This window comes from Streptomyces sp. Mut1, from assembly GCF_030719295.1.
GTDB lineage: Bacteria > Actinomycetota > Actinomycetes > Streptomycetales > Streptomycetaceae > Streptomyces > Streptomyces castrisilvae.
Genome location: NZ_CP120997.1, coordinates 7,542,017 through 7,566,159, shown reverse-complemented (window position 1 = coordinate 7,566,159; position 24,143 = coordinate 7,542,017). Strand labels below are relative to the sequence as shown.

The following is a 24,143-nucleotide window of genomic DNA, read 5'->3' as shown; positions in this document are numbered from 1 at the left end:
CAATATCCGCCAGTTGCCCGGGCGGCGCCCCCGCACACGCGGCCACTCGCCCACATGAGGTGCGCACACGGCACCATGACGGCCTGTCGGGTGAATCCCGGCCCGTATCGGGTGCGGTGGGGAATAGCGGGAGCCGGGCGCTGTTTTATCCCGGCATGACTTCTGAGACACATGAGGTATTCGGCCGGGTCGGCATCTGGAGCGGCGCGCTGCACCCGTCGAAGGTGGACGCCGCGGGGAAGGCGGCGATCGCGGAAGCGGTCGCCGAGCTCGAAGCGCTGGGGTACGGGACGCTGTGGATCGGCGGCAGCCCCTCGCCCGACGACGCCGCCGCGATCGTCGGCGCCACTCGCACGGCCGCCGTCGCCACCGGCATCCTGAGCATCTGGGACCACACCGCCGAGGAGGTCGCGGCGCGGGTCGCCGCGCTCGAGGCGAGCGCCCGGGGGCGGTTCGTCCTCGGCCTGGGCGTCAGCCACGGCCCGATGGTCCCCCAGTACGCGAAGCCGTACAGCGCGATGGTGGCCTACCTCGACGCGCTGGACACCGCCGAGCCGTCCGTGGGACCCGGCCACCGGGTGCTGGCGGCGCTCGGCCCGAAGATGCTGGAGCTCGCGGCGGGCAGGGCGCTGGGCGCCCACCCCTACCTCGTCACCACCGCGCACACGGCGGAGGCACGCGAGGCGCTCGGGCCCGGCGCGCTGCTGGCCCCCGAGCTGTCCGTCGTACTCGACACCGATCTCGACCGCGCCCACGCCACGGCCCGCGCCATGCTGGCGATGTACCTGAAGCTCCCCAACTACACCGACAACCTGCTGCGCCTCGGATTCGCGGAGAGCGACTTCGACGGCGGTGGCAGCGTCCGTCTCCTGGACGCCCTCTTCGCGCTGGGCGACGCCGACCGGGTGAAGGCGCGGGCGCGGGAGTACTTCGACGCGGGCGCCGACCATGTCGCGCTCCAGGTGGTCGCCGCCGGCGGGAAGAGGGACGGCCTGCCGCTCGCCGAGTGGCGTGAACTCGCCGACGCCTTCGGCGACGAGCTGTAGCGGGCCGGCGCCCGGTCCGCGCCGGCGCGGACCGGGCGCGCCGCCACTCTTGCGGGCGCGCCACCGCGTACGTACATTGTGAACCTGTTCGATGAACAGGTTCAGTCAACGCGTGCGGCGCAGAAGCTGCGCACTGCCACCCGGATCACGGAGACCGCCGCGCGGCTCTTCGCGGAGCACGGCTTCCAGAGCACGACGGTGCGTCAGATCGCGGCGGAGGCAGGGGTTTCCGTGGGGGCGGTCATGGCGGTCGGGGACAAGGAGTCCCTGCTGGGCCTGGTGTTCGACCGGGCCATCGCCGACCGCATCCCTTCCCCGCCGGAGCCCCCGGAGGCGGGGGCCGCCGCACCGTCGGCCGTGGCGTATCTGTCCCACTACTTCGACCCGTTCCTGGGTCTGTTCGCCGAGAACGACGACCTCGCGCGCGCCTACTTCCGGACGCTGGCCCGGGGCCAGGACGAGAACGCCTCCCTGGGCGCGCTGCGCACGCTCACCGAGGACAACCTCAGCGCCGCGATGGTGAACGCCGGTGTGCCCGAGGCGCGTGCCCGGCTCGGCGCACAGGTGATGTTCGCCGCCTACCTGGGTGAGCTGATGCTGCTCGCCGCGGGATCGACCGATCCCCGGCAGACGGCGGCGAGGATCAGGCGCACCGCCGCGTTCGTCACCGCACAGGAAGGGCTCTGACCGATGTCGCTCTCCGAACTCCCCTCCCCCGTCTGGCCGGTGGTGGTTCTGCTCGTCATCCAGGCGGGCGACGCGGCGATGATGCTGCGCCCGCCCCGGTTCATCGCCGACTGCCTGGAAAGCGTACGGCTGCCGCGTGACTGGTGGTGGGTGCTGACCACGGCGAAGACGGCTTCGGTCGTGGGGCTCGCCGTCGGCTTCCGGGTGCCCGGTGTCGCCATGACGACGACGGCCGCGATCGTCGTCTACTTCCTCGCGGCCGCCGCCGCGCACATCCGGGCGCGGGCGCTGAGCAGCGCGTTCTGGGTGAACTGCCTCGGCATGCTGGTGGTCTCACTGGCCGTACTGGTGGGCAGTTTCGTACGGGTGTGACACCCGGCCCGTGACCGCTGCCCGTCACCGAGGCCAATTTCGGCCGGGGCGACGGGCCGGCGCGTCAGGTCGTGTAGTCCGCGTTGACACGGATGTAGCCGGCGGACAAGTCGCAGCCGTAGACGGTCGCTTCGGCGGCGCCGAGACCCAGCGTGACGACGATGTCGACCTCGTCCCGGCTCATGGTCTCCACGAGCCGGCCGAGGGTGTCCGCCTCGGGCTCCTCGGGGTACACCTCGATGTCGCCGAACCGCACGGTGACGTCGCCCGGCACGATGTCGGTGTCGTCGGTGTTCTTGCCGATGGCCATGAGCACCCGCCCCCAGTTGGGGTCCGCGCCGTGGACGGCGGTCTTGACCAGCGGGGAGTTCACCACACTCTTGGCGATGCGCTTGGCCTGCGCGTGGTCGCGGGCGCGGGCGACGGTGACGCGCAGGAGCTTGGTGGCGCCTTCACCGTCACCGGCCAGTTGCAGCGTGAGGTCCAGGCACAGATCGGCGAGCACCTCGGCGAACAGCGCCGGGTCGACCGCTCCGGCCGCGCCGTTGGCGATGACCGCGACGGTGTCGGAGGTGGAGGTGTCGGTGTCGACGCTCAGGCAGTTGAACGTACGGTTCACCGCCCCGCGCAGGGCGGTGTCCAGGTCGGCCGGGGACAGCTCGGCGTCGGTGAACACGTAGGCGAGCATCGTGGCCATGTCGGGCTCCAGCATGCCGACACCCTTGGCGACGCCCACGATGCGGGCCTGCCCGACGGTGCGGACCGCGATCTTCGGGCGGGTGTCGGTGGTCATCATCGCGCGGGCGACGTCCAGCGGCCCGGCCGTGAACGCGGCGACCCCGCGCTCGGCGGTCCGGTCGAAGTGCGGAAGGATCGTGGTCATCGGCAGGGGACGGCCGATGACCCCGGTGGAGCCGATGAGCACCTCGCCCTCGGGGACGGCCAGGATCGCGGCGACGCGCCGGACCACCTCGGCGGCGTTCCGGTCGCCCTGGCGCCCCGTGGCGACGTTTGCGTTCTGCGCCAGGGTCGTCACGGCACGCAGACCGCGCCCTGCGGCGTGCCTGCGGCTGAGGACCACGGCCGGGCCGGCGAAGAGGCTCCGCGTGAACATCGCGGCACTGACCGCGGGGCGGTCGGAGGCGACAATCGAGATGTCGTCACCCTGCTCGCGCAGCCCGCCGTGCCCTGTGTACGCGAGGAAGCCTTCGGGCCAGGTCGCGGTGAAGACCGACCGAGTATGTGCATGATCATGCGTCATGACGCATATGTTTGCAGCAAGGGGGCGGGGTGTCCACCCCCTTTTCCCACCCCGCTCACGACGGGAGCCGCACTCACCCCGACCCGCAGAACCCGGGTGGTCGCCCGCGAATCCCCGAAGGGGCGCAGCACCCTCCACCGCGACCACTCCACCCCCTGGCTTCAACTCATGAACGACAGACAGCCCATTGACATGCCCATGGCTCTATCGCTTTGATGGCGCCGGGCCGCCGGTCATCGGCCCCGATCTCCGGGCAACGGGACGTCGCCACGGAGGGCCGGGGCGGCAGGCGCCCGCGACACCCCCGTCCCCCTGCCACAGGCGGTACGGCGCACAGCGAGGTGGGAGCGCTCCCATGTACGCCGGGCCGTACCTCCGAGAGAGGAACCAGCACCGTGCTTCACCCTCTCCGCACCCTCCGAAGAGCCGCCAGAACCGCCGCGGTGACCGCGGCGGCCCTGCTTCTCCCCGTCGCCGGCGCCCAGGCCGTCTCCGCCGCCGAGATCTCGTCCGGCTCCGGCTACTGGCACACCAGCGGCCGGCAGATCCTGGACGCCGGCAACCGGCCGGTCCGCGTCGCCGGCATCAACTGGTTCGGCTTCGAGACCGCCAACTACGTGGCCCACGGCCTGTGGTCCCGCGACTACAAGAGCATGATCGACCAGATGCGGTCGCTGGGGTACAACACCATCCGGCTGCCCTACAGCGACGACATCTTCACGGGGACGAAACCCGCGAGCATCAACTATTCCGGCGGAATGAACAGCGACCTGGAGGGCCTCGACTCGCTCCAGGTGATGGACCGCATCGTGGACCACGCGGGCAGCGTCGGCATGAAGGTCATCCTCGACCGGCACCGCCCGGACTCCGCCGGCCAGTCGGCGCTCTGGTACACCTCGGCCGTGCCCGAGTCCACCTGGCTCGCCAACCTCACATCGCTGGCCGGCCGGTACGCGGGCAACGACGCGGTGATCGGCATCGATCTGCACAACGAGCCCCACGACCCCGCCTGCTGGGGGTGCGGCGACACCACGAAGGACTGGCGGCTGGCGGCCGAGCGCGGCGGGGACGCGGTCCTGGCCGCCAACCCGGACCTCCTGATCTTCGTCGAAGGTGTGCAGACCTTCGACGGGGTGTCCGGATGGTGGGGCGGCAACCTCATGGGCGTCGGCCAGTACCCGGTGGAGCTCAGCGTGCCGGACCGGGTCGTCTACTCGGCGCACGACTACGCCACGAGTGTCGCCCAGCAGCCGTGGTTCGAGGACGCCTCGTTCCCCGGCAACATGCCCGGCGTCTGGGACACCTACTGGGGCTACATCTTCAAGCAGGACATCGCCCCGGTGTGGGTGGGCGAGTTCGGTACGACGCTCCAGTCCACCACCGACCAGAAGTGGCTGAAGGCGCTGGCCGACTACCTGCGGCCGACCGATCAGTACGGGGGCGACAGCTTCTCGTGGACCTTCTGGTCCTGGAACCCCAACTCCGGTGACACCGGCGGCATCCTCAAGGACGACTGGACCTCGGTCGACACGGTGAAGGACGGCTACCTGGCCGGCATCAAGGCGCCCGACTTCACCAACGGCGGCGGCAGCGGCGGCGGTGACACGCAGGCGCCCACCGCCCCGGCCGGTCTCACCGTCACCGCGACCACCGGCACCTCCGTCTCCCTCTCCTGGACGGCCGCGTCCGACGACACCGGGGTCACGGGCTACGACATCTACCGCGGCTCCACCAAGGCAGGCACGGCCACCGGCACCACGTACACCGACACCGGTGTGTCCGCCGGAACGTCGTACACCTACACCGTCCGGGCCCGTGACGCGGCGGGCAACACCTCGCCGCCCTCCTCCTCCGTCACCGCCCTCACCACCGGCTCCGGCGGCTCCGGCGGCGACAGCGGCTGCACGGCCGCCTACACGGTGAACGACGACTGGGGCACCGGCTTCGGGGTGGACGTGACCGTGACCAACACGGGCACATCGGCCGCCGCGTCGTGGAAGGTGACCTGGACCTGGGAGGGCAGCCAGAAGGTCACCAACATGTGGAACGCCTCCTACACCCAGAGCGGGGGCGCCGTCACCGTCACGAACACCGACTACAACGGCAGCCTCGCGGCCGGCGCCCACACCGCCTTCGGTTTCCAGGGGACGCCGGGCTCCGGCGGCGTACCGACCGTGAGCTGCACCCTGTCCTGACCCCGGCCGTCCGCGCCCCACCCGGCTCCGCAGGGAGCGCCGTAGCCCGCCCGCAGTCGGCGGGCTACGTCTCATTCGGGACGTACGCCTCGGCAGCCGCCACCCGCTGACGTAGGGTCCACGCCAGGAAGTGGCCGGGGTTTCCCGTCCATGGCTCGGCGGCCAATACTGAACCTCCGGTCAGGATTCCGCGTCCTTCCTACCAGCGATGACCAGCGAATCCCGTCCGTACCCCCTCCGCTAGCATGATCGCACCCCCGGCGACCGCCCTCATCGCCCGCACAACCATGCCATCCGGCATGAAAAGCGACCTATTTGACCAAAACCTAAGACATCGGCCAGAGAATTGATATCTATAGCATCGCGGGTGTTTTCGCGAATAAACCGCCGAATACCCTTCGCCGCGTGGCGCCAACCGCGAGCGATACTGTGGACGGCGGCGGCGGTGGTGACACTCGCGTTCCTCGTCGCGCTGGAGATCGCCGCACGCCACTACGGCTTGCCGGGGCCGGTCACCACGCAGGCCCAAGAAGTGATATTCGCCCCCAAATCCGGCTTTCTGCTGTACGCCAGCATGGGTTTGATGATGGTGGTCCTCACCTGGCGGCAGCGGTTCATCGCGGTCGGCGTCGCGGCCGGTATCGACGTCGTCATCGCGCTGGTGCGGTGGGTGGCCGACGCCCCCGTCACCGAAGGCCACTTCTTCGGCAACGGCGCGCTGTGGGTGATCCTGGGGGTCGCGGTCATCGCCGTCACCCGCCGCACGGGCCGGGAACGCGTCCTGCTCCTGAAGGGCGTCGGCCTGGGGCTGCTTCTCGTCGCCGGCCGCAAGACCGGTGACACCTGGCTGCTCATCACCTCCAAGACCCGCCCCGATGTGCTCGACCAGTACATGGCGAACGCCGACCACGCACTCGGCAGCCCCTCCTGGGCCGTGGGGCGGATGATCGAGGCGACCGGCCCGGTCGGCGCCCGCTTCCTCGACTACGTCTATACGCAGCTGGCGGTGGCCGCGGTCCTCGTCGCGCTGTACCAGCTGCGCAATGTGGCGGCCGACCGGCGTTTCCCCGGTCACCACCTGGTGCGCACCTTCCTGGTCATCGGCCTTCTCGGCCCGGCCATCTACATGATCTTCCCCGTGGTCGGACCGATCTTCGCGTACGGGGCGGACGGCGGACACTGGGCGGTGGCCAACCTGTGGCCGGACACACCGACGCCGATCGGGACTCCGCACCACATGCCCTTCGACGAGATCACGCCGCGCAACTGCATGCCCAGCCTGCACACGGCCTGGGCCACCGCGATCTTCATCCATTCCCGCAAGGGCCCGAAGTTCCTCCAGTACGCGGGCGCCTTCTGGCTGGTGGCCACGCTCGCCGCGACGCTCGGTTTCGGCTACCACTACGGCGCCGACCTCGTCGCGGGTGTGGTGTTCACGCTCACGATCGAAACGGGTATGCGCGCGCACGACCGCGGCTGGGACCGTTCGGGCATTCGGCTCGTCGCCTACGGCACCGCGGTGTTCGCGCTGCTCCTGGTGTCCTATCGCTATCTCTCGCTGGAAATGGCCCACTATCCCTGGGTGTTCGGGCCGCTCCTCATTCTGGCCATGGGCTCGGTGATTTACGGCTACGTACGGACCACCAGGCGGTGGGAGCCGAAGGCCGCTCCCGTCCCGAAGCTGGAACCTCAGCCCGAAATGGCCTGACCCTCCCGCTCACGTCCCGCGCCCGCCGGAACAGGAACTCCTCCTGCCCCGGCGGGCGCGTCGCCGTACGGGCGCACACACCCTGATCCGCAGTCCGGACTGCGCAAGCTAACCTGGAGACATGGACGAGGTCACCCGCACCAGCCGCACCACCGCCGACGGAGTCTCGGAATCGGCGGCGCGCGCCGCCCATGAGGTGCGTGTGGTGTTCAGCCGGCTCAGACGCCGGATGCGCGAGACGTACGACCCCGGCGACCTCACCCCGACCCAGACGTCCGTGCTCAGCCGGCTCGACAAGGACGGCGAGGCGTCGGTGAGCGATCTCGCGGCCGCCGAGCGCGTCCGCCACCAGTCGGTGGCCGCCACCGTCGGCGTGCTGGCCGAGCGCGGCCTCGTCGCCCGCCGCCCCGACCCCGGGGACGGCCGGCGGCAGCTGGTCTTCGTCACCGGGCAGGGCCACGCCTTCCTGGAGGACCGCCGCCGCGCCGGCGAGGGCTGGCTCACGCGCGCCCTGGCGGACGAGTGCACCGAGGAGGAACGGCGTACGCTCCTCGCCGCGACAGCCCTGCTGGAACGGATCATCCGGGCGTGACCGGGATTCTGCGGCGCATCCGTCCCGGCGGGGCGAACAGGCCGGCGGACGGCTTCGACCGGCGGCTGCTGGCCCCGATGATGCTGGGGTCGGTGCTCAATCCGGTCAACTCGTCCATCATCTCCGTCTCGCTGGTACCGATCGGCGCCGCCTTCGGCGCACCGCCCTCGCAGACCGCCTGGCTCATCTCCGCCCTCTATCTGGCGACCGCCATAGGGCAGCCCGTGGTGGGACGGCTGATCGACCTCTTCGGCCCCCGCCGCCTGTTCCTGGCCGGGACCGCGCTGACCGGTGTCGCGGGCGTCGTCGGGATGTGCGCGCCGAGCCTGGGCGTACTCATCGCCGCCCGCGTGCTCCTCGGCTTCGGCACCTGCTCCGGCTATCCGGCCGCGATGTACCTCATCCGCAGCGAGGCCGGGCGCACCGGGCAGAAGAGCCCGGCCGGTGTGCTCACCGCCCTCGCCGTCACCACCCAGACCATCGCCGTCATCGGGCCCAGCCTCGGCGGTCTGCTGATCGGTGTCGGCGGCTGGCGCGCCACCCTGGCCGTGAACATCCCGCTCGCGGCGGCCGGCCTGTACCTCGGCGCGCGGCGTATCCCCGCGACGCCGGCCCGGCGCCGCGAACCGGGCCACCATCCGGCGGGCGACCTGGACCTGCCGGGCATGGGCCTGTTCGCCTCGGCCCTCGTCTGCCTCCTGCTGTTCCTCATGGACCCGGGCGGCGGCACCTGGTACCTGCCCGTCCTGACGGTGTGCGCGGGCGTCGCTTTCACCTGGCGCGAGCTGCGCGCCCGGCAGCCGTTCATCGACGTACGCGTACTCGGCAGCAACCTGCCGCTGGTCGCCACGTACGGCAGGGCGCTGCTGTGTTTCGTCGTCACGTACGCCTTCCTGTACGGCTACACCCAGTGGACGGAGGAGGGGCGCGGGCTGACCGCTTCGCAGGCCGGTCTGGTGCAGTTGCCCCTGTTCAGCGTCGCGATCCTGGTGTCCACGCTCACCGGGCGGCGCCAGGCCGTCCGGGGCAAGCTGCTGGTCGGGGCGGCGGGGCAGATCGGCGCCTGTGCGCTGCTGTTCCTGCTGCACGCCGACAGCCCGGTGTGGATGCTGCTGGCCGTGGTGGTCGTGCTCGGGGTGCCCCAGGGGCTGAACAGCCTCGCTCTGCAGAACTCCGTCTACCATCAGGCCGACGCCGACCGCATGGGTTCCTCGGCGGGGCTCCTGCGTACCTTCGGCTATCTCGGCGCGATCATCGCCTCCGCCGCCAATGCCGCGTTCTTCGGCCATCACATCGATACCGTGGGTCTGCATCACCTCGCCTGGTTCATGCTCGCCGTCAGCGTGCTGTTCCTGGCGGTGACCGTGGCCGACCGGTCCTTGCAGGCCATCGGATCCGCCGAGCCGGATCGTCCTCGGCGTACCGACCGGTGAGGTGGGGTCGCCCACCTCCCGCGTATCAGATCCCGGACAGGAGCCGCCGCCCGTGACCGACCTGGGCCCGTTCACCGAGGCGCTCGACTGTCCGATGTATGTGGTGACCGCGGAGGCGGGCGGTGAGCGGGCCGGCTGTCTGGTCGGCTTCGGTTCGCAGTGTTCGATGCGGCCTGCCCGGTTCATGGTGTGGCTGTCGAAGGTGAACCGGACCTACCGGGTCGCCGCCCGTGCCGACCGGCTCGGCGTCCATCTGCTCCGGCGGGACCAGGACGGCCTGGCCCGCCTCTTCGGCGGTGAGACCGGTGACCGCACCGACAAGTTCGCGCGGGTCCCCTGGCACCCCGGGCAGGGTGGGGTGCCGGTGCTGGACGAGGCGCCCGCGTGGTTCGTCGGGCTGGTCGAGAATCGTGTCGACGGCGGGGACCACGTCGGATTCCTGCTCGCGCCGGAAGAGGTGCGGCACCCGGCGGACCAGGGATTCCGGCTCCTGGCCCTGTCCGACGGGATCGGTATCACGCCGGGCCACCCGGTGGACTGACCGTGGGGGTGGCCGGCGACAGGTCCTGAGGGCTGTCCCGCAATTCCTGGCGGGACAGCCCCTAGTCCAGCCAGGTCAGCGCGGCGACCACCAGGGCCTCCACCCCCGTGCTCAGCGTGGGCTCGACGACCGGGGCGAAGTGCGGGGAGTGGTTGCCCGGCAGCTCGTCCAGATGCCCTCGCGCGAGCGCGGCCATGGTCTGCTCCGCCTCCAGCCCGCCCCAGAACCAGAACACGGTCGGCACGCCGAGCGTCTCACCGAACACGCCGACGTCCTCACTCGCGTTCACCTGGGGCATCGGCAGCATCCGCTCCGCGCCGAAGTACGCGGAGAGCGCCGCCACGGTCGTTCCGGTGGCCTCCGGGTCGCTGACGAGGGCCGGTGCGGAGCCGAACCAGTGCAGTTCCGGCGGCCGCACCGCACCCGCGGCCTGTGCCTCGCCGGCCACGACACGTTCGATCGCGCCTCGGACCAGGTCGCGTACGGCCGGGGTGAACGCGCGGATGTTGATGCCGAGTTCGGCGGTGTCGGGGATGATGTTGTCCTTCGTGCCCGCTTGGAGGCGCCCCACCGTCACCACGGCGGATTCGGCCGGTGGCACCTCGCGGGCGACGATGCCCTGGAGTCGGGTGACCACGTTCGCCGCCATCAGCACGGGGTCGACCGTCGCCTCCGGCCGGGAGCCGTGGCCGCCCTTGCCATGGAGGGTGACGTTCAGCGAGTCGGCGGCGGCCATGAGCGGGCCGGAGCCGTGGCCGATGAATCCGGCAGGCAGCGGGCCCACATGCTGGCCGAGCACGATGCCGGGTTTCGGGAAGCGCTCGAAGAGCCCGTCCCCGACCATGTCGCGGGCGCCGACGGCCAGTTCCTCGGCCGGCTGGAACACCACCAGCAGGGTGCCCTTCCACTGGTCGCGGGCCCCGGCGAGCAGGGTGGCGGCGCCCGTCAGGCAGACGGCGTGCATGTCGTGCCCGCAGGCGTGCATCACCGGCACCTCGTGTCCCTCGCCGTCCGTGGCTCGGACCGTGCTGGCGTACGGCAGTCCCGTCTTCTCCTCGACGGGGAGGGCGTCGAAGTCCGCGCGGAGCATGACGACCGGGCCGTCCCCGTTGCGCAGAACGCCCACCACGCCGGTGCCGCCGACCTGCTCGGCGACCTCGTCGAACCCGGCGTCCCGCAGGCGCCGGGCCAGCAGGGCCGCGGTGCGGGTCTCCTGGCGCGACAGCTCCGGGTGCCGGTGCAGGTCCCGGTAGAAGCCGGCGAGATCCTCCCGGAGCTCCGCCAGTCCCGCGGTCACCGTCTTGGCCATGGCTCATGCCCTCCTCCGTGCCGGTTCCCGCACCGTATCCTCCGTCCGGTCCGCGGCGGGCGAGGACACCGGGTGCGGAGCGGCGGACGGCCTGTCACTTTCCGGCGGGGGCCCAGCCCTCGATCGTGGGCAGCACCTTCTCCGCGATGCGCGTCAGCGTCGCTTCGTCCGGGAAGCCGCCGTCCTCGCGCCACACCACCAGGTCGAAGGAGCCGCCGCTGTCCTCGGCGTCGAGGGCCACCGTGAGGGCGTGGGCCGCAACGCCGGGACCGCTCTCGGATTCGCCGCCGTCGAACCGGAACCTGATCCTGACGGTCTGTTCGGTGTGGAGGAACGCCGGGTGGCCGAGAACGGTCCGCTTCCGCGCGTCCCGCAGGTAGGTGCCGGACCCTGCCACCGGGGAGCCGTCGTAGGTGGCCGACAGATGCACGGTGTACGTGTCGAATCCGACCTCCGCGGTGGGGTGGGCGATGTGCTTGCTGCCGGGGAGTCCGATGGAGCCGTCGCCGCCGTGCGCGGACAGCGGGATCTCGCCGGGGACGCCGAGCAGGCCGGCGAGATCGGGGCGGTTCAGCGCCTCGCACAGTGCCGCACCGGAGACGCGCCGCGCGCTCCCCGGGCCGCTCGCGGACGTGTCCGGGGTCTTCGAAGACTCGTCGGCCGAGCAGACGGCGGGTGAGGGCGGGTCCTCGGCGGCTGAGGTCTTCGCCATCAGCCAGAACCCGCCCCCGAGCATCCCCACCAACGCGAACGCCGCGATGGCCTGACTCCACGCGCCCGGCTTCCTGTCGGACGCTCTGACATCTACGGCCATGTCCCCCACCTGCGCTGATCTCCCGTTACGTGCCCGGGGGACCGTAACCTGTGATGATCAAGTGGACAAGGCGGATTCGTCCGCTACGGCACGCCGGTTCCGGCCCCCGGGTACGGGACCGTCAGAAGTCGCCCCGCGCGCCAGGCAGGGCCGGAACGCTGACCGGCCGGCGGGCCGCCGGTCGGAGTTCCGGGGCGGCGCGTTTGACGTAGGACGTGATCAGCGCGGATTCCAGCCGGTCGACACCGTCGAGCAGGCCGAACCGTTCGGTGAGGTAGGTGTCGAGGGCCGCGGTGTCGCGGCAGACGGCGATGGCGACCAGGTTGTGGGGGCCGGTCGTGGTGGCGACGAAGGCTGCTTCGGCGTCGTCGGCCAGGGCGCGGGCCACGGCGCCGAGGCGGCCGGGCGCGACGGTCAGCCGGAGCATGCACTGCACGGAGAAGCCGAACAGCCCCGAGTCGATTTCGACGTCGAGCCGGAGGACACCGGAGCGGCGCAGTTCGTGCAGTCGGCGGCGGACCGCGGATTCCGACCAGCCGACCTCCCGGGCGAGGTCCGGGTAGGCGGCGCGGCCGTCGGCGGCGAGGGCGGGCAGCAGCCGGCGGTCGAGGTCGGTGAGTTCCACCGGCCGGGCGTCCTCGGTGGCGTCGGGTGTCAGCGCGGCGATCTGTTCGTCGGTGAGCGCCAGGGTGCGGCCGATCCACCGGCGGTCCATGACGGGGCGCAGGAGCCGGTGGGCGTCGATGTGGGTGAGGTGCGGCAGGCGGCCCAGTGAGGCGAGGGGTGCCGGGCCCTCGTCGGGGACGCGGAAGACGCAGACGACCTCGGTGCCGCTCGACAGGACGGCCACCCAGGCGGTGTCGGGCCGGTGGGCCAGTGCGCGGGCGAGGGCGGTGCTGCGGGAGGGCGGCAGGTGCAGGCGTACGAGCCATTCGGCGTGGCCGAGGCGCCGGCTGTCGGTCACACCGGCCACGCGGGCGATTCCGGCGGCCCGGAGTCTGCCGAAGCGCCGGGCCGCGGTGCGGTCGGAGACGTCGAGGACGTCGGCGATCCTGCTGAAGGGGGCCCGGCCGTCGAGCTGGAGGGCGTGCAGGAGCCGCAGGTCGAGTGCGTCCAGCGTGACCGATTCCATCCGGGCAGTGTAGGCCGGTGTCGGATGCCGTCCGGGCCGGGCGCGTTGGGGCCGGGGCGGGGGTCGGGCGGGGAAGCATGGCGTCGTGCCGGGCCGCGCGGGGCGGCCACGGATCCACTCGTGGAGCCCGAAGCCGCCGGTTCGACCCCGGCGCCCCGTGCTTTCCCTTTCTCTCGGAGGACATCCATGTTCGAATCCCTCCTGCTGTTCGCCGTTCCGGCGCTGGTGTTCCGGCTCCTGGGCGTCCTGGGCATCCGCCGGTTCGCGACCTGGCGGGCCGCCGTCGTTCACGGTCTCGCGGCGCTGCTCGTGGCGAGCGGGTCGGCGCACTTCGTCCCGGACGGCGGGAGCCTGATGCCCAGCCATGACGATCTGACGGCCATGGTCCCGCCGTTCGTCCCGCTCCCCCACCTCGTGGTGTACGTGACCGGTGTGCTGGAGCTCCTCGGGGCCGCCGGGCTGGTCCGGACGGCGACGCGCCCGGCGGCCGGGTTCTGCCTGGCGGTGCTCTTCGTGCTTATGCTTCCAGCCAATGTGTACGCCGCCATGGAGGACGTCCCGCTCAACGGTGATCCGGCCACCCCGTTGTGGTTCCGGGTTCCCGAGCAGTTCGTCTACATCGCCGTCGCGCTGCTCGCGACCACGGACCGGGGCACCGGCCGCACGGTCCGCGGGCGGCGCGCCGAGGTTTCATGGAGGTGAAATTTCTCGCCGGGCCGCGGCAACACCGCAGTTCGGCGACTTCTCCACTGGTCCAGACCTCAGAGGCCGGCCCGAAACCCTTTACGTCACAGTGGAGTTCATGCGTCACTCGTGACGTGCACCCGTCAAGCCAAAGGCCGTTTCGCCGCACCGACTGATGCACACCCCCGGATCAGACAACGCCGTTCCGTATCGCTTCGTGCTACGCGAGTAGACCATTCGGGTAGCCCACACCAGGAGGCCTCCTTGTCACGCATCCACAGCCGCAGACCCGCACTCCGCAAGCTGGTGGCCGCCGGAGCCGTCAGCCTCGGCATGGTGCTCGTTCCCGCCGTCTCGGCGACCCCTGCCTCGGCCCAGCCGGCCGGCGCGACCATCCCCTTCGGCGACGGATACATGGGCGCCGGCTATCTCGGGGACGGCAAGACCTTCGCACCGGACACCCGCGAGCTCCAGCTGGGTGCCGGGAACTCGGTCTCCGTGCAGGCGACGCAGCTCCCCGGTATCGACGTCTCGCACTACCAGGGTTCGATCAACTGGTCGTCGGTGAAGTCGGCGGGCATCAAGTTCGCCTACATCAAGGCCACCGAGTCCACCACGTACAAGGACCCGACCTTCAACACCAACTACGTCAACGCGTACAACGCGAAGGTGATCCGGGGCGCGTACCACTTCGCCCGCCCCAACCTGTCCAGCGGTGCGGCGCAGGCCACGTACTTCGCCGGCCACGGCGGGGCCTGGTCGCGGGACAACCTGACGCTTCCCGGCATGCTCGACCTCGAAGGCGGCTGCTACGGCAAGTCGGCCTCGGCGATGCAGTCATGGATCCTGGACTTCTACAACACGTACAAGGCGAAGACGGGGCGCGACGTCGTCATCTACACCAGCGCGAGCTGGTGGAACTCCTGCACCGGCGGCTGGAGCGGCATGTCCGCTCGCAGCCCGCTGTTCACCGCCCACTGGACGAGCGCGTCGAGCCCCGCCATCCCGAAGGGCTTCTCGCACTACACCTTCTGGCAGTACACCGACTCCGGTTCGGTGAGCGGCATCTCCGGTGCCGTGGACCGCGACCGGTTCAACGGCGACGCCAGCCGGCTGCTGGCCCTCGCCAACAACACGGCGTGACGAACGACTGAGCCGTCGCTCGGAACGGAGGGCGGCCACGCGGTACCGGGGCTCGGGGCCCGTGCCGCGTGGCCGCCCTTCCCGCCGTCTCAGCGGGAACCGGCGGCGAGCCACTCCTTGTACGAGGTGGGGGCGATGCGTGCGCCGGGGCCGGCGATGAGGACGTCACCGTCGACAGCGGCGAACATGCCCGCCTCGCCGTCGGTGACGACGGCGCGCCGGTCCTGGCGGGCGGCGAGCGTGAGGCGCCCGATCTCGTCGAGGGGGAAGACATCGGGGCCCGCGACATCGACCGTGCCGTCCAGCGGCTCGGCGGTGGCGACGTCGGCGAGGGCGGCGACCACGTCGGCCGTCGCGATGGGCTGGACACGCGTGCCGGGCAGGCGCACGGTCTGCTCGTCGGAGGTCCATGACATGACCGCGTCCATGAACTCGAAGAACTGCGTGGCGCGCACGATCGAGTACGCGGTGGGCCCGTTGCGCAGGAGTTCCTCCTGGAGCGTCTTCGCCCGGTAGTAGTCCAGCTGGGGCACCTGGTCCACCCCGACGATCGAGAGAATGACCTGGTGCCGTACACCGGCCCGCTCGCCCGCCGTCAGCAGGCGCCCCATGCTCGTGCGGAAGAAATCGGGGGACGCCGCGTCGAACGTGGGTGAGTTGGTCACGTTGACGACCGTCTCCGCGCCTTCGACCGCCGCGTCGAGCCCCTCCCCGGTGAGCAGGTCGACTCCGGTCGACAGGGACGCGGGGACCACCGTGTGGCCGCCCTCGCGGAGCCTGGTGACGAGCTGGGAACCGATCAGCCCGGTACCGCCGATGACTGTGATCTTCATGGTCGAGCCCTTCCGTGAGCCGAGCGCGGGCACCCCGCCACCGCTAACTCGGACATCTATTGTCCGTGATGCTACTCGGATAGTATGTATCCGAGTAGAGCGGGAGGGTGACATGAAACTGTCCGGCGGGGTGGAATGGGCACTGCACTGCTGCGTCGTACTGACGGCGGCGAGCGAACCGGTGCCGGCTGCCCGGCTGGCCCTGCTGCACGACATCTCGCCCAGTTACCTGGCCAAGCAGATGCAGGCACTCTCCCGGGCCGGCCTGGTCCACTCGGTGCAGGGCAAGACGGGCGGGTACATCCTGACCAGGAACGCCGCCAGGATCACCGTTCTGGACGTGGTGCAGGCGGTCGACGGCGCCGACCCGGCCTTCGTCTGCACCGAGATCCGTCAGCGGGGCCCCCTCGGGACGCCGCCCGAGAAGTGCACGGCGCCGTGCCCCATCGCCCGCACCATGGCCGCCGCCGACGCCGCCTGGCGGGAATCACTGCGAGGGGTCTCCATAGCGGACCTCGTCGGCTCGGTGGAGGAGACCGGCGGGCCCGGGGCACTGCCCGGCATCGGTACGTGGCTCAGCTCGGGGAGCGAGGCGAGCGGCTGAGCGGGCGCACCCGCGGGGCCGGCCGTCCAGCTCAGTGCGGCCCTGACGATGCATGCCGCCACCGGCCTGTCGGCGCCCTTGCCCAGGGTCACCACGGCACCCAGCCTGCCCGCCGGCGGTCCGCCGGGCCGGGCCGGTAAGTCGGTCCGCTCCGCGTCACGGCGGTTCGCCATAGCGAGGCACGCCGCAGTTTTGCAATGCTTGCGCGAATAATTTCAAGCTTGGCGTCGAGTCTTGCGGGCACATTCTCACGTCGTTACGATCCCCGGCATCGAGTCCCGGTCTGCTGCCTGCCCATGCAGGCGCGTCACGGCGGGAGTCGGCCTAGCCGGAGGAGCATCCAGATGGGTTTAACGCGCCGCACGTTTCTACAAGCCGCCCTCTCGGCCGGTGCGGTGGGCGCGGTCGGGGGCGCACAGACCGCCCTCGCCGGGCCCGCGTCGGCGGCCGGCGGTCCGCCGGGTGATGTGGTGGGCAAGGTCACCGTCGGCTACCAGGGCTGGTTCGCCTGCAAGGGCGACGGCGCGCCGATCGACGGCTGGTGGCACTGGACCCAGGACTGGGGCCGGTCCCCCTCCCCGTCGAACACCGGCATCAAGTGCTGGCCCGACCCGCGCGAGTACACGCATACCTACCCCACGGCGTACGGCAGCCTCGGCAACGGGCAGCCCGCGACGCTGTTCTCCTCGTACGACCAGCAGACCGTGGACACCCACTTCCGGTGGATGCGGGAGTACGGGATCGACACCGCGGCCCTCCAGCGCTTCAATCCGACCGGGGGCGAAGGCCCGACCCGGGACGCGATGGCGGCGAAGGTGCGGTCCGCGGCGGAGTCGAACGAGGTGAAGTTCTATGTGATGTACGACGTCACCAACTGGGACGGCATGCGCTCGGAGATCAAGGCCGACTGGACCGGCAAGATGAAGGCGCACACGGCGTCCCCGCAGTACGCCACCCAGAACGGCCTTCCGGTGGTGTGCGTCTGGGGCTTCGGCTTCAACGACGCCAACCACCCGTTCTCCGTCGAGGAGTGTCTCGACGTCATCAACTGGTTCAAGGCGCAGGGCTGTTACGTCATCGGCGGGGTGCCCCGCGAATGGCGTACCGGCGGGGCCGGCAGCCGCACCGGATACGCGGAGGTGTACCACGCCTTCGACATGATCTCGCCCTGGATGATCGGCGCCATCGGCAGCGCCCAGGACGCCGACAACGCCTACACCACCTACACCCTCGGCGATGAGGCGGACTGCGCCGCGCACGGCATCGACTACCAGCCGTGCGTGCTGCCCGGCGATGTGTCCGCCCGCCAGCGCGCGCACGGCGATTTCATGTGGCGGCAGTTCTACAACATGTGCCGGGCCGGAGTGCAGGGCCTCTACATATCGATGTTCGACGAGTACAACGAGGGCAACCAGATCGCCAAGACCGCTGAGTCCCGGGCCTGGACCCCCGTCGACTCGGGGTTCCTGGCACTGGACGAGGACGGGACCGCCTGTTCCTCCGACTACTACCTCAGGCTGACCGGAGACGGCGGACGCATGCTCAAGGGGCTGATCGCCCTCACCCCCGTCCGCCCCACCCCGCCCACGGCGGACTCCGCCGGTGACACCGACCTGGCCCTGCGGCGGCCGACCGAGGAGAGCAGCCACACCCAGAACTACGGCTCCGCCAACGCGGTGGACGGCGACCCGGACAGCTACTGGGAGTCGGCGAACGACGCCTTCCCCCAGTGGATCCAGGTGGATCTGGGGGCGGCGACAGCCGTGCGGCGGATCGTGCTCACCCTGCCTCCGTCCAGCGCCTGGGAGGCTCGGTCCCAGACCGTGTCGGTGCAGGGCAGCAGCGACGGCGGCGGGTTCGCCCCGCTGCTCGCCGCTTCGGACCACGCATTCGACCCCGCGAGCGGCAACCGCGTGACCCTGTCCCTCCCGGCGGCGGTCACCACGCGCCTGCTGCGGCTGGTCTTCACCGCCAACACGGGATGGCCGGCCGCCCAGCTCTCCGGGTTCGAGGTGTACGCCGCCTGAGCACCGGCCGCCCTCAGCCGGTGGCCGGCCCGGTCCGCGGTGCGAGGTGGTGCCACAGGAACGTATGCACCAGCGCGCTGTTGTGGGCGGCCTGTTCGTTGTCGCCGGCGCCCGCGTGCCCGCCACCGGTGTTCTCGTGCAGCAGGACCCGGTGGCCGAGTGCGCGCAGCCGCGCGGCCGCCTTCCGGGCGTGGCCGGGGTGGACCCGGTCGTCACGGGTGGAGGTCGTCAGGAGCACGGGCGGATAGTCCTGGTCCGCGGAGAGCCGGTGATACGGGGAGAGGTCCATGAGGTGCGGGCGGTCCTCCTCCCGGTCCGGGTCGCCGTACTCGGCGATCCACGACGCGCCCGCGAGGAGCTCGTGGAAGCGGAGCATGTCCAGCAGCGGCACCCGGGCGACGATCGCGCCGAACAGGTCCGGGTAGCGCGTGACCATCGCCCCCATCAGGAGGCCGCCGTTGCTGCCTCCGACGGCGCCCAGCATGGCCGGGGTGGTGAGGCCGCGCGCGACAAGGTCCGTGGCGACGGCCGCGAAGTCCTCGAAGGCGCGCGGCCGGTCCGCGCCGAGGGCGGCCCGGTGCCAGCCGGGACCGTACTCTCCGCCGCCCCGGATGTTCGCCAGCACATACGTCCCGCCGCGCTCCAGCCAGGCACGGCCGGTGACCCCGTTGTATGAGGGGGTCAGTGACACCTCGAAGCCGCCGTAGCCGTAGAGCAGGGCGGGCCCGGGGCCGGTGGCGGAGCGGTCGGGGCCGATCACGAAGTAGGGGACGCGGGTGCCGTCCTTCGAGGTGGCGAAGAACTGCCGCGCGGTGAGTCCGGCCGTGTCGAAGTGGGACGGGGCCTGCTTGAGGATCTCCGGCTCCCCGCCGATCCGCCCGTGGTGGAGGGTGGCCGGCTGGAGGAATCCCGACACGTCCATGAAGTACTCGTCGGAGGTGTCCGCGTCCGTGTCCACCACGGAGAGGGCCGACAGCGCGGGGACATCGGCGAGCGGTGCGCGTTCCCAGGTGCCGGGGGCGGGGGTGGGTGTGAGGACCTCGACGCGGGTGCTGACGTCCCGCATCGTTTCGAGAATCAGGTGGTTCCGGGTCCACGTGTGTCCGGCCAGGGCGGTCCGTTCGTCGGGCGTGAACAGCACCTGGGCAGTGCGGTCGCCGGCCAGGAAGGCTTCGAAGCCGAAGGCGAGCAGGGAGCCCGCCGGATGCCCGAGCCAGGCGGTCTTCGGAGCGACGATCAGATGCTCGCGGTGGGCGTACGCCCGGGCGTCGTCCGGGACGTCGATGCGGACGGGGGCGGTGTCGGGGGCCAGCAGGTACAGCTCGCTGGTGTGGAAGTCCGGCGAACGGCTGACGAAGCTGCGTTCGAAGCCCGGGGTGGCGTCGTGCAGGCCGCTGACCGACACATCGCGCGGGTCGCCCTCGAAGACCACGGTGGCCTGTTCCAGGGGTGTGCCGCGCCGCCAGGTGCGTACGGTCCTCGGATAGCCCGAGTCCGTGAGCGAGCCCGGTCCGAAGTCCGTGCCGATGAAGACGGTGTCCGCGTCGATCCACTCGATCCGGGTCTTGGCTTCGGCGACCCGGAAACCGCCCTCGACGAAGGTCCGGGTGGTGAGGTCGAACTCGCGGACGACCACGGCGTCGCCGCCGTCGCGCGACAGGCACACCAGCGCGCGGTCGTAGTCGGGCCGCCGCACCACGGCGCCGTCCCAGATCCACTTCTGGTCCTCGGCGGCGGCGAGCGCGTCGATGTCCAGGAGGACCTCCCAGACGGGTGTCTCCTCGCGGTACTGCTCAAGCGTCGTACGCCGCCACACACCCCGTACGTGCTCGGCGTCCCGCCAGAAGTTGTAGAGGAAGGCTCCGCGGCGCCGGGTGTACGCGATCCGGTCCGAAGCGTCCAGCACCTCGCGCAGGCGCTGTTTCAGGGAGGCGAAACCGGCTCCGGCGGCCAGTGCGGCGGCCGTCTCGGCGTTCCGCTCGGCCACCCAGGCGAGCGCGGCGTCGCTCTCCACGTCTTCCAGCCACAGGTACGGGTCGTTGTCGATCACATGCCGCATTGTGCCGGACCGCGTGTCGTGCCCCGGACGCGCGGTCCCCGGCCGGCACGCCGCTGACGCGTGCCGGCCGGGTTTCCGCGCTATTCGTGGATGAGCGTCCGGCCGGCCAGGCCGGCCAGGCCGTTGATGACGAACTGTGAACCGGGTTCGATCACCACGTCGCCGTCGGCCGAGCCGGTGATGGTGACATCGGTCAGGGTCGCGCTGCCCCGCGCCCCTCCATGGGCGAGGATTCCGGATCCGTTGACGGAGTTGTCGATGCGGACGTTCGAGATCTGCGCCCCGGGCACGGCGCCGCCGCCCGACTTGAACTGGATCCCGTCGTAGGTCGAGTCATGGATGTCGGTGTCGCGGATCGTGACCCCCGGGATGTCCTGTCCGGCCGCGAAGAGTGTGATCGCCCCGAACTCCTGGGCCTCGCCCCAGAACGCCCCGCCCGTGCGGTGGAGCGCGTTGTTGGCGATCAGCGTCTGCCCGGAGAAGGGCAGCGGGTCGTGGTCGGTCGCCAGCATGATCCCCGGGTAGTTCATCGTGTCGGAGATGATGTTGTTCTCGATGGTGTTGCCGTAGCCGCCGTAGACAGCGATCCCGTTGGCCCTCCAGGGCAGCTGGATGGTGTTGTTGCGGAAGTGGTTGTCGTGGCCGATGTCCACCGAGGGGTTCTTCACGTACTTGCTCGACCACACGGCGAGGGAGTCGTCGCCGGTGTACCTGAGCGAGGAGTTGAACACCGTGGAATTGCGGGTGCCGTTGGCGAAGTTGATGCCGTCGGCGTACGTGTTGCGGATGCGCATTCCCGTGAACTCGACGCCGTCGGCGGGGCCCCAGAGGTCCGGGATGTTGTCGTAGTCGCGTCCGACCCACACGCCCACGTTCGCGTGCTCGATCCAGACGTTGGTGATCTTGGTGTTCTTGCCGAAGCGGCCGTTGAGCCCGACGCCGCCCTCGGCGTTTCCGTCGCCGCCCCGGATGGTGCCGGAGCCGAAGATCGCGATGTCCGAGATCTTGGTGTTGTCGTCGATGTCGAAGCCGAAGTTGCCCTCGTGCGGGTGGTTGATGCCGCCCGCGTCCTGCGGCGGGGTGAGCGTGTAGAGCTGGGAGTGCCACATGCCGGCGCCCCGGATCGTGACGTCCCTGATGCCCACCTGGTTGTACTGTCCCCGGTCGAGCGGGTCGTCGGTGAGGATCTTCTGTTCCTGGCGCCACTGCCCCGGCGGAATCCAGACGCAGCCGATGTCACCGTTCTGGTTGGCCGTCACGGCACGCTGGATGGCGTCCGTGTCGTCGATCCCGTCGTTCGGCACCGCTCCGTAGGCCGTGATCGAGGTGCATCCGGCCGGCTGCGCGGTGGGGGGAGCCACCTGCTCCAGGTCGACGAGGTCGATGATGTAGAAGGACGCCGAGTCGTCCGCGTCGCGCTGGAGCCGGAACTTCGTACCGGCCGGGTAGGTCTCGCCGAGCAGCGCGCTGGACTCGTCGAACAGTCTGCGGGCGTCCGCCTGCGGCTGGTTGGTCAGGCCCTCCGGGCTGTCCGTGTCACCGTAGAGCCAGCTGTGCTTGGAGGAGAGGGTCAGCTTCCGGACGAAGGTGTCGTTGGCGTACAGGCTGATCGTGGCCTCCGTGCCCCCGCCGTTCGGGGCGTCGGGGATGGAGTTGCGTACCACGATCGAGTTCGACGGGACGGTCGATGTGACCTCGACGTACTGGCCGGTGGAGTCCAGCCGCACGGACTGGCGGCCGGAGGACTCGGTGGCGAAGTTGGTGTGCCCGAAGGTGCGCTTCTGGTCGGACTTCAGCAACGTGCCCCGGTAGTCGCCCGCTTCCGCCTCGTACTCGGTGTACGGGACCGCGGCCCCGCGGCCGACCACGATGGTGCGGGAGAAGACGTTGTTGTTCTCGTTGGTCTCGGTGACGGCGCCGGTCGCGTCCGCCGTCGCGGTCAGAGTGGCGCCACCGCTCTTCGCGGTCCAGCTGCCGGTGACGGGCACGGAGACGGTGCCACCGGCGGGAATCGCCGCGGTCGCGCCGTTCAGCGTGGTGCCTTCCACGAGGAGCCGGGTGACCGTCGGGGTGCTGACGGCCGTGGTCCCGCGGTTGTGCACGGAGACCGTGAAGGTGACGGCGGCCCCCACCGCGGGGTTCGAGGGGCTGGGCGTGATGCCGAGCACCTCCAGGTCCGGGCCCGGACTCTGGGCGATCACGAGCTTCGACGCCGCGGTGCGGCTGTTGTTGCTGTTGTCCTGCTCGATGACCGTGTCGGCCGGGTCGACGACCGCGGAGAGGCTGTACGCGCCCATCGGGTGCTTGCCCACGTCGACCCGCACGGTGGCCGAGGCTCCGGCGGCGAGGCCGCTCACGGGTGCGCTGCCGGCGACCACGCCCTCCACGCTGACGTCCAGCGTCGTCGCGGCGGACGCCGCCGTACCCACATTGCGCACGGTGGCGTCCACCGTGACGTCGTCCGTCTCGGACGGCGAGGCGGGAGACCACGTCAGCTCGGTGACGGTGAGGTCCGGGTTGGGGGCCGCGGTGCCGACCACCTGCATCTCGGCGACCTGGGCGCCGGGGGCACCGGTGTTGGAGAAGAACGTGAGCCGTACGTCCGCGTACCGCCCGCTCACCGGGATCGTCACCGTGTTCGCGTTGCCCGAGGGGCTGAACGCGTAGTCGGCCCTGTCCTTCAGCGAGGTGAATCCGGTGGCGGACTGGGCGCGTCCGAGCACCTGGATGCTCTGGGTGCGGGCCGCCCAGGCCTGGTCCGGGGAGAGCTTGACGACGACGGCCTCGATATCGGCGTCGGCGCCGAGCTTCACCGTCAGGGACGCCGGGTATCCGTTCGACTCCCAGTACGTGCCGGCCTCACCGTCGTTGGCGTTGGCCGGCACGAAACTCTGCACGGACGACGATGCCTCGATGGGCTTGTTCAGCGCCAGATCGGAGCCGACCGCCGGGGACGGGCCGGAGTCGTCGCCGGAGTCCTCACCGTGCACCTCGACCTGGGAGAGCTGAGCCGCGTCCCAGCCGCTGTTGGCGGTCACCCGCACGCGGACGTACCGTGCCTGCGTCGCGGCGAAGCCGATGGTGACGGTGTTGCCCGCCTGAGGGCTGAACGCCCGTGCGGCCGAGGCGGACAGGGTTCTGAAGCTGCTCCCGTCCGTGCTGCCCTCGATGCCGAGGGTCTGGGTCCTGGCCTCCCAGGCGGCGGGCAGCTTCAGCACCACCTGGTCGACGTCGAACCGGCCGCCGAGGTCGATGCGGACCCACTGCGGGAGCGCGCCGGAGCCCTCCCAGTACGTCTGCTGGCTGCCGTCCGTGACGTTGGACGCCGGGTAGGCACCGTGCGCCCCGCTCGTCGTGACCTGCTTACCGAGTGCCAGGTCGGGATTCTGCACGGTCGCCGCCGATGCGGCGCCCGGCACGAGCCCGACGGTCATCAGCGCGGCTGTCACCGCGCCGATGACCAACCGCCATCTGTATTGCTTCCATCTCATGCTGTCCTCTTGTTCCGTGGGCCGCGGGACCGGGCGGGCACGGGCAGGCGTCACCGTTCCGCACGACGCGTGACGCGCCCTGCGGAAGGCGTGGGCCGGGCGCGGGCTTCCGGTACACCGAGGGGACGATCGGGGACGCCGACAGGAGCGGGACCACCACGCCTGCCGGAAACTCACGCTCATTACCTAGATTTTTGAGTGATCCAGTCAAT

19 protein-coding genes are annotated in these 24,143 nt (G+C 70.8%); 12 read left to right on the top strand and 7 right to left on the bottom strand.

Annotated features, from left to right (window positions below):
- The first annotated feature begins 155 nt into the window (after positions 1–155).
- The 3 genes from P8A18_RS32765 (at position 156) to P8A18_RS32755 (ending at position 2,105) form a co-directional block, all read left to right on the top strand.
- Positions 156–1,046, top strand: coding sequence for a TIGR03620 family F420-dependent LLM class oxidoreductase (locus P8A18_RS32765; RefSeq protein WP_306060495.1), 891 nt, complete (start codon positions 156–158; stop codon positions 1,044–1,046).
- A gap of 78 nt (positions 1,047–1,124) precedes the next feature.
- Entirely contained in the window at positions 1,125–1,733 is a 609-nt protein-coding gene (locus tag P8A18_RS32760; protein ID WP_306060493.1) for a TetR/AcrR family transcriptional regulator, read from the top strand.
- Between the two features lie 3 nt (positions 1,734–1,736).
- Positions 1,737–2,105, top strand: coding sequence for a DoxX family protein (locus P8A18_RS32755; RefSeq protein WP_306060491.1), 369 nt, complete (start codon positions 1,737–1,739; stop codon positions 2,103–2,105).
- A 64-nt stretch (positions 2,106–2,169) separates the two neighbouring features.
- On the opposite strand, the gene argJ is transcribed toward P8A18_RS32755, so the two are convergent.
- Positions 2,170–3,366 carry a bifunctional glutamate N-acetyltransferase/amino-acid acetyltransferase ArgJ gene (gene argJ / locus P8A18_RS32750; RefSeq protein WP_306060489.1) on the bottom strand — a complete coding sequence of 399 codons (1,197 nt, stop codon included), beginning with the start codon at positions 3,364–3,366 and terminating at the stop codon, positions 2,170–2,172.
- 395 nt (positions 3,367–3,761) lie between these two features.
- Between argJ and P8A18_RS32745 the strand changes: the two genes are divergently transcribed.
- The 5 genes from P8A18_RS32745 (at position 3,762) to P8A18_RS32725 (ending at position 9,835) form a co-directional block, all read left to right on the top strand.
- Entirely contained in the window at positions 3,762–5,561 is a 1,800-nt protein-coding gene (locus P8A18_RS32745) for a cellulase family glycosylhydrolase (protein ID WP_306060487.1), read from the top strand.
- A gap of 445 nt (positions 5,562–6,006) precedes the next feature.
- A complete protein-coding gene (locus P8A18_RS32740) occupies positions 6,007–7,269 on the top strand; it encodes a phosphatase PAP2 family protein (protein WP_306060485.1) in 1,263 nt (420 codons plus the stop codon).
- A 121-nt stretch (positions 7,270–7,390) separates the two neighbouring features.
- Positions 7,391–7,861 carry a MarR family winged helix-turn-helix transcriptional regulator gene (locus P8A18_RS32735; RefSeq protein WP_306060483.1) on the top strand — a complete coding sequence of 157 codons (471 nt, stop codon included), beginning with the start codon at positions 7,391–7,393 and terminating at the stop codon, positions 7,859–7,861.
- Positions 7,858–9,294: an MFS transporter gene (locus P8A18_RS32730; RefSeq protein ID WP_306060481.1), complete on the top strand. Its 1,437-nt coding sequence runs from the start codon at positions 7,858–7,860 to the stop codon at positions 9,292–9,294. The genes P8A18_RS32735 and P8A18_RS32730 overlap by 4 nt, the downstream gene beginning before the upstream one ends.
- Before the next feature lie 52 nt (positions 9,295–9,346).
- Positions 9,347–9,835, top strand: coding sequence for a flavin reductase family protein (locus P8A18_RS32725; RefSeq protein WP_306060479.1), 489 nt, complete (start codon positions 9,347–9,349; stop codon positions 9,833–9,835).
- 61 nt (positions 9,836–9,896) lie between these two features.
- Here P8A18_RS32725 and P8A18_RS32720 read toward each other — a convergent pair whose 3' ends face one another.
- From P8A18_RS32720 to P8A18_RS32710, 3 genes are all read right to left on the bottom strand, one after another.
- Positions 9,897–11,144 carry an amidohydrolase gene (locus P8A18_RS32720; protein WP_306060477.1) on the bottom strand — a complete coding sequence of 416 codons (1,248 nt, stop codon included), beginning with the start codon at positions 11,142–11,144 and terminating at the stop codon, positions 9,897–9,899.
- A gap of 94 nt (positions 11,145–11,238) precedes the next feature.
- Complete coding sequence (locus tag P8A18_RS32715; protein WP_306060475.1) at positions 11,239–11,958, bottom strand: DUF6215 domain-containing protein; 720 nt, start codon at positions 11,956–11,958, stop codon at positions 11,239–11,241.
- 121 nt (positions 11,959–12,079) lie between these two features.
- Positions 12,080–13,090: an Lrp/AsnC family transcriptional regulator gene (locus P8A18_RS32710; protein ID WP_306060473.1), complete on the bottom strand. Its 1,011-nt coding sequence runs from the start codon at positions 13,088–13,090 to the stop codon at positions 12,080–12,082.
- 186 nt (positions 13,091–13,276) lie between these two features.
- Here P8A18_RS32710 and P8A18_RS32705 point away from each other — a divergent pair, with 186 nt between their 5' ends.
- Positions 13,277–13,792, top strand: a complete 516-nt coding sequence (locus tag P8A18_RS32705; RefSeq protein ID WP_306060471.1) for a DoxX family protein — start codon at positions 13,277–13,279, stop codon at positions 13,790–13,792.
- A gap of 246 nt (positions 13,793–14,038) precedes the next feature.
- Positions 14,039–14,917: a GH25 family lysozyme gene (locus tag P8A18_RS32700; protein WP_306060469.1), complete on the top strand. Its 879-nt coding sequence runs from the start codon at positions 14,039–14,041 to the stop codon at positions 14,915–14,917.
- Between the two features lie 89 nt (positions 14,918–15,006).
- Here P8A18_RS32700 and P8A18_RS32695 read toward each other — a convergent pair whose 3' ends face one another.
- The gene (locus P8A18_RS32695) at positions 15,007–15,750 is read right to left on the bottom strand and encodes an SDR family oxidoreductase (protein ID WP_306060468.1); all 744 of its coding nucleotides are present in this window, start codon (positions 15,748–15,750) and stop codon (positions 15,007–15,009) included.
- Positions 15,751–15,862: 112 nt separating this feature from the next.
- Here P8A18_RS32695 and P8A18_RS32690 point away from each other — a divergent pair, with 112 nt between their 5' ends.
- Together P8A18_RS32690 and P8A18_RS32685 are read left to right on the top strand one after the other, a co-directional pair.
- Entirely contained in the window at positions 15,863–16,354 is a 492-nt protein-coding gene (locus P8A18_RS32690; protein WP_306060464.1) for an RrF2 family transcriptional regulator, read from the top strand.
- Between the two features lie 344 nt (positions 16,355–16,698).
- Positions 16,699–18,381, top strand: a complete 1,683-nt coding sequence (locus tag P8A18_RS32685; protein WP_306060462.1) for a glycoside hydrolase family 99 protein — start codon at positions 16,699–16,701, stop codon at positions 18,379–18,381.
- Positions 18,382–18,394: 13 nt separating this feature from the next.
- Here the strand turns inward: P8A18_RS32685 and P8A18_RS32680 are convergent, their stop codons facing one another.
- Positions 18,395–20,440: a prolyl oligopeptidase family serine peptidase gene (locus P8A18_RS32680; RefSeq protein WP_306060460.1), complete on the bottom strand. Its 2,046-nt coding sequence runs from the start codon at positions 20,438–20,440 to the stop codon at positions 18,395–18,397.
- An 80-nt stretch (positions 20,441–20,520) separates the two neighbouring features.
- Positions 20,521–23,931 carry a CARDB domain-containing protein gene (locus tag P8A18_RS32675; protein ID WP_306060458.1) on the bottom strand — a complete coding sequence of 1,137 codons (3,411 nt, stop codon included), beginning with the start codon at positions 23,929–23,931 and terminating at the stop codon, positions 20,521–20,523.
- Positions 23,932–24,143: the final 212 nt, after the last annotated feature.